Source organism: Kluyvera sp. 1366, assembly GCF_054823405.1.
This window is the reverse complement of sequence record NZ_JBTRDW010000014.1, coordinates 68,256-74,349: the sequence shown is the minus strand read 5'-3', so window position 1 is coordinate 74,349 and position 6,094 is coordinate 68,256. Positions and strand designations below refer to the sequence as shown.

4 protein-coding genes are annotated in these 6,094 nt (G+C 60.6%); all 4 read right to left on the bottom strand.

What is annotated here, in order from left to right:
• Window positions 1-133: 133 nt before the first annotated feature.
• Window positions 134-643 carry a TIGR00645 family protein gene (locus tag ACVLVH_RS22980; RefSeq protein ID WP_101762740.1) on the bottom strand — a complete coding sequence of 170 codons (510 nt, stop codon included), beginning with the start codon at window positions 641-643 and terminating at the stop codon, window positions 134-136.
• Window positions 644-697: 54 nt separating this feature from the next.
• A complete protein-coding gene (gene kdpD, locus ACVLVH_RS22975) occupies window positions 698-3,370 on the bottom strand; it encodes a two-component system sensor histidine kinase KdpD (protein ID WP_192415492.1) in 2,673 nt (890 codons plus the stop codon).
• 89 nt (window positions 3,371-3,459) lie between these two features.
• Window positions 3,460-4,032 carry a potassium-transporting ATPase subunit KdpC gene (kdpC, locus tag ACVLVH_RS22970; protein WP_192415491.1) on the bottom strand — a complete coding sequence of 191 codons (573 nt, stop codon included), beginning with the start codon at window positions 4,030-4,032 and terminating at the stop codon, window positions 3,460-3,462.
• An 11-nt stretch (window positions 4,033-4,043) separates the two neighbouring features.
• Window positions 4,044-6,092 carry a potassium-transporting ATPase subunit KdpB gene (gene kdpB, locus ACVLVH_RS22965; protein WP_192415489.1) on the bottom strand — a complete coding sequence of 683 codons (2,049 nt, stop codon included), beginning with the start codon at window positions 6,090-6,092 and terminating at the stop codon, window positions 4,044-4,046.
• Window positions 6,093-6,094: the final 2 nt, after the last annotated feature.

The following is a 6,094-nucleotide window of genomic DNA, read 5'->3' as shown; positions in this document are numbered from 1 at the left end:
ACATAAGCGACTCCATAAACGGGTTCTTATGCCTTAGTTGTAAGTGTCTACCATGTCCCCGAACAAGTGTTCACCATGTCCCCGGACTGTACACTTGCGGGAGAGGGCTGGGGTGAGGGACAGCGCGCACAAACTACATCTTCACCGCTTTCTTATCCCCCTTCGACATATTGTCCAGCCAGCCCATCACAAAGGCCGACAGCACAAACGTCAGGTGGATAATCACGTACCACATCAGCTTATCGTTTTCGATGTTGCGCGCGTCCATAAAGATACGCAGCAGGTGAATCGACGAAATCGCCACAATCGAGGCCGCGACTTTGTTTTTCAACGAGCCGGAGTCCATTTTACCGAGCCAGCTCAGCTTCTCTCTGTGCTCATCAATATCCAGCTTGGAGACAAAGTTCTCGTAACCCGAGAGCATCACCATCACCAGCAAACCGCCGACCAGCGTCATATCCACCAGCGACAGCAGCAGCAGAATCAAATCGTTCTCCGCAATGCTGAAGACATGCGGCAACAGGTGAAAAATTTCCTGGAAGAATTTGATGGTCAGCGCCAGCAGGCCCAACGAAAGTCCCATGTAAACCGGAGCCAGCAGCCAGCGCGATGAATACATCAGGTTTTCGATAAAACGTTCCATAAGTTCCCATTAATCAACAGACAAGTGGGCGAGTATAACCGAACTTATGTGAAGTTATTTCAGCCCTTCTTCAGAAATTTCAGGCGCGGCGGGCAGCGGCAATGACAAACGGAACACCGCGCCGCCTTCCGGCCGATTCTCCGCCCAGATGCGCCCGCGATGGGATTCGATAATGGTTTTACCGATCGCCAAACCCAAGCCGACGCCCGGCACCGCCGACTCTTTATCACCGCGCGCAAACTTGTCAAAAATACGCGTGAGGTTCTCCGCCGCGATGCCGGGACCGCTGTCCCACACCGCAATCTCCAGCCGATCGCGATCGCGCCACGCCCGAATACCGTGCTGCGCCGCGTTGCCTGCGTATTTCAGGCTGTTTTCGATCAGATTGGTAAACACGCGCTCCAGCATGGCGCTGTCGCCTTTGATCAGCACCATCTCGGGTAAATCGAGGATAAATTCATGGCCCTTCAGCGACGGGCCCATGCTGCTCAGCGCGCCGCCAATCACCTCATCCAGCGCCACCCACTCTTCGCGCAGATTGAGTCCACCGGATTGTATGCGCGCCATATCCAGCATGTTACTCACCAGCCGGATAGTACTCAGCGTCTGTTCACGAATCTGATTGGCCTGGTCGACATACTTCGACTCTTCGCTGGCGAGATCGAGCATCAGCATCTCCGCCTGACCAAACAGCACCGTCAGCGGCGTGCGCAGATCGTGCGACAGCGCTGACAGCAGCGCATTGCGCAGCTGCTCGCGCTCGGCGGCCAGCCGCGACGCCGCCTCACTGTGCGACAGCGCCATGCGTTCCAGCGCGTTAGCAATCAACACGGTGAAGGTTTCCAGTAAACGCTGCTGTTCGGGGATCATCAGCTGACGCAGGTTTTCCGGTTCCACCACCAGCAAGCCGCGACAGTGATTACCACTTTTCAGCGGCAGAATCTGGTACGGCACCGCCGGCAAGGTATCGGTGCCCGCGCCCGCCGGTTGGCCTTTGCTGTAACTCCATTTGGCGATGGCCAGATCCGGCGGCGTACCGATCGCGGTATCGCCCACGGTTTGCAGCTCGCCCTGCTCATCCGGCAGCAGCAGTAAACTGCGCGCCTGCAGGGTGACATCGATGATGCGCTGGCTGGTGGTGGCGATATCCTGCGGCGTCAAATCGCTGCCGAGCGCTTTCGCCATCTCATACAGATGCCGCGCGCGCTGTTCACGGTAGCGCGCCACTTTGGCCTGATAGCGCACGCCCGCTGTCAGATTCCCGACAATCACGCCCACCGCCAGCATCACCGCGAAGGTCACCAGATACTGCAAATCCGACACCGCGACGGTGCCGGTAGGCGCGACAAAGAACAGGTCGAAAGCGATGATGTTGATCACCGTAGCGAACACCGACGGCCAGCGGCCATAGCGCAGCGCCACCAGCACCACCGCCAGCAGATAAATCATCACGCTGTTGGCGGGATCAAACGCCACCAGCAGCCAGCGGCCGACGCCGGTGACCAAAATACACAGCAGCAGCGCCATCACACAGCCGCGCAGATAGAGCCGCCATTTTTCGTTGCTGGCGCGCTGGCCGCTGAGCGGATGCGGCGCATCGCGCACCGGTTCATCCAGCGCCACCACCAGCAAATCGAGATCCGGGCCGAGTTCGCCGAGGCGCTGGGCAAAGCTGTCGCGCCGCCAGCGCCGTTGTGGCTGACGGCCGGTCACGATTTTACCGAGATTGTGCTCGCGCGCGTAACGCAGCACCGCGCGCGCTTCATCGGGATCGGAGAGCGTGGCGGTTTCAGCGCCAAGTTCCTGCGCCAGTTGCAGCGTGCGTAAAATGGCGCGACGGCGCGCTTCCGGCAGCCGATTGAGGCGCGGCGTTTCCACATACACCGCGTGCCATTCGCTGCCGAGCCGTGCCGCTAAACGCGCGGCGGTGCGCACCAGCTTTTCGCTGCCGGTATCGTCGCCGATGCACAGCAGAATGGCGTCACGCGTGTGCCACACTTTGTCGCGGCCTTGCCGATCGCGCCAGGCACGCATCTGGTCATCCACGCGATCGGCGGTACGACGCAACGCAAGCTCACGCAGCGCGAACAGATTGCCTTTACGGAAGAAGTTTTCGATGGCGCGTTCGGCGCGGTCGCCGACGTAGACTTTGCCCTCTTTCAGCCGCTGACGCAGATCGTCCGGCGGCAGATCCACCAGCACCACTTCGTCGGCGCTATCAAAAAAGGGATCGGGCACGGTTTCACGCACCTGAATGCCGGTGACGCCGCCGACCACATCATTCAGGCTTTCCAGATGCTGGACGTTAACGGTGGTGATGACGTCAATGCCCGCTTCGAGCAGCTCTTCAATGTCCTGCCAGCGCTTGGGATGACGCGAACCCTGCACGTTGGTGTGTGCCAGTTCATCCATCAGGATCACCGCCGGATGGCGCGCCAGCGCGGCATCGAGATCGAATTCGGCGTGGCGCGAACGGCCGGTGGTACGCCGTGGCAACAGCGCCAGCCCGTTGAGCAGCGCGGCGGTCTCTGCACGATCGTGGGTTTCTACCACGCCGGCTAACACGTCGAGACCTTGCGCCCGCAGGCGCTGCGCCTCCTGCAGCATGGCGAACGTTTTGCCCACGCCCGCACAGGCGCCAAAGTAGATTTTCAGCTTACCGCGATGGCTGTCGCTGTGGTTCAGCAGCAGCGCATCGGGATCGGGGCGGGCAATTTCGTCGTTCATCGATCGTCCATCGTAAAAACAGCGTGATAAATCGCGTCGCTACGATTGTGTGCATATACCGTAGCGGCGCAATGCATTGCGCGAGGTGTTTATCCTTGTAAATCATCCAGCGCCAGATTCAGACGCAGCACGTTTACCGTCTCTTCGCCAACAAACGGCAGCAGCGGGCGCTCGGTGTGGCGCACAATCAGCGCCTCGACATCTTTCAGCGCCATCTTGCGCGCGGCGGCGATGCGCGGTGCCTGCCACAACGCGGCTTCTGGCGAAATATCCGGATCTAATCCGCTCGCCGATGCGGTGACCAACTCCACCGGCACCGCTTTGGGCGCTTGCGGATTCGCCGCACGCAGCACGGCGACGCGTTCCGCTACCGCTTTATCCAGCGCCGGATTGCTGCCTGCCAGATTGCTGCCGCTGGAGGCCAACGCATTATAAGGCGCATCGCTGGTAGCGGAAGGTCGGCCCCAAAAGTGGCCCGGCTGATTAAACATTTGCCCAATCTGCTCGGAACCGCGTACCGCGCCATCCTGCTCAATCAGCGAACCGTTGGCCTGCGATGGGAACCACCATTGCGCCAGACCGGTGGTCAGCAGCGGATAGACCGCGCCGGTGAGCAGCGTAAGCACCAGTAACAATACAATAGCCGGACGTAACTGACTCATTTCTCTTCTCCTTAAGCCAGACCAAGCAGCGTTAGCAGCAGGTCGATGGCTTTAATACCTATAAACGGCACCACTAATCCGCCCGCACCGTAAATCCACAGGTTGCGACGCAGCAGCGCCGCCGCGCTCAGCGGACGATAACTCACGCCTTTCAGCGCCAGCGGGATCAGGAACACAATCACCAGCGCGTTAAAAATTACCGCCGACAAAATCGCCGAGTTCGGCGAATGCAGCCCCATCACGTTGAGCATGTTGAGCTGCGGATAGGTGGCGGCAAACGCGGCCGGAATAATGGCGAAATACTTCGCCACGTCGTTGGCGATACTGAAGGTGGTAAGCGAACCGCGCGTCATCAGCATCTGTTTACCGATGTGCACCACTTCCAGCAGCTTGGTCGGATTCGAGTCGAGATCGACCATGTTGCCGGCCTCTTTCGCCGCCTGGGTTCCCGAGTTCATCGCCACCGCCACGTCGGCCTGCGCCAGCGCCGGTGCGTCGTTGGTGCCGTCGCCGGTCATCGCCACTAAGCGTCCTTCGGCCTGATACTGACGAATCAGCGCCAGCTTGGCTTCCGGCGTCGCTTCCGACAGGAAGTCATCGACGCCGGCTTCCGCCGCAATCGCCGCCGCGGTTAACGGATTATCGCCGGTGATCATCACCGTCTTGATGCCCATCTTACGCAGCTCGGCAAAGCGCTCTTTGATACCGCCTTTGACGATATCTTTCAGCGCCACCACGCCCAGCACCTGCGCGCCTTCGGCCACCACCAGCGGCGTGCCGCCAGCGCGCGCCACTTCTTCCACGGCGGCATTCACTTCTAACGGGAAGCGGCCATGATTGGCTTCAATGTGGCGACGAACTGCATCGACCGCGCCTTTGCGGATCAGACGATCCTGCACGTTTACGCCGCTCATGCGCGTTTGCGCCGAGAAGGGAATGAAGCTCGCCCCCATGCTGCTCAAGTCACGCTCACGCAGGTTAAATTTCTGCTTAGCCAACACCACGATGCTGCGCCCTTCCGGCGTTTCATCGGCCAGCGATGCCAGCTGCGCCGCATCGGCCAGCTGCTGTTCGCTGATGCCCGGCGCGGGCAGAAACTGCGTCGCCTGACGGTTGCCAAGCGTGATGGTGCCGGTTTTATCCAGCATCAGCACATCTACGTCGCCCGCCGCTTCCACCGCACGGCCGCTGGTGGCGATGACGTTCGCGCCCAGCATGCGGCTCATGCCCGCCACACCGATGGCCGACAGCAGGCCGCCGATGGTGGTCGGGATCAAACACACCAGCAGCGCCACCAGCACCGTGATGCTGACCGGCGTGCCGCCATACGCTGAGAACGGCCACAGCGTGGCGGTCGCCAGCAGGAACACAATCGTCAGCGACACCAGCAGAATGGTCAGCGCCACTTCGTTCGGCGTTTTACGGCGTTTCGCGCCTTCCACCATCGCAATCATGCGGTCAAGGAAGGTTTCGCCCGGATTGACGCTGCACTGAATCACCAGCCAGTCGGAAAGAATGCGCGTACCGCCGGTCACCGAGGAGAAATCCCCGCCCGATTCACGGATCACCGGCGCGGATTCACCGGTGATGGCGCTCTCATCCACCGATGCGCCGCCCTCCAGCACCTCGCCGTCGCACGGAATGATGTCACCGGCTTCCACCAGCACCACATCGCCTTTGCGCAGCGTATCGGCCGCCACGTTGTGCCAGGCTGCGCCGTAGCGCGCTTCGGCCAGTTTTTTCGCATCGCTGGTTTTACTGATGCCTTTCAGACTGTTGGCCTGCGCCTTGCTGCGCCCTTCCGCCAGCGCTTCGGCGAAGTTGGCGAACAGCACGGTGAACCACAGCCAGATGGCGACGCCGGCGGTAAAGCCCGCGTTACCGCTGAGCGCGCCGCTGGCCATGCCCACCGCCAATACCGAGGTCAGCACGCTGCCGATCCACACCAAAAACATCACCGGGTTGCGGAACTGCACGCGTGGATCGAGTTTTTTCAGCGCATCCAGCATGGCAACGCGGGTTAGCGCCGCATCAAACAGCGCCAGTTGTTGACGACTCATGA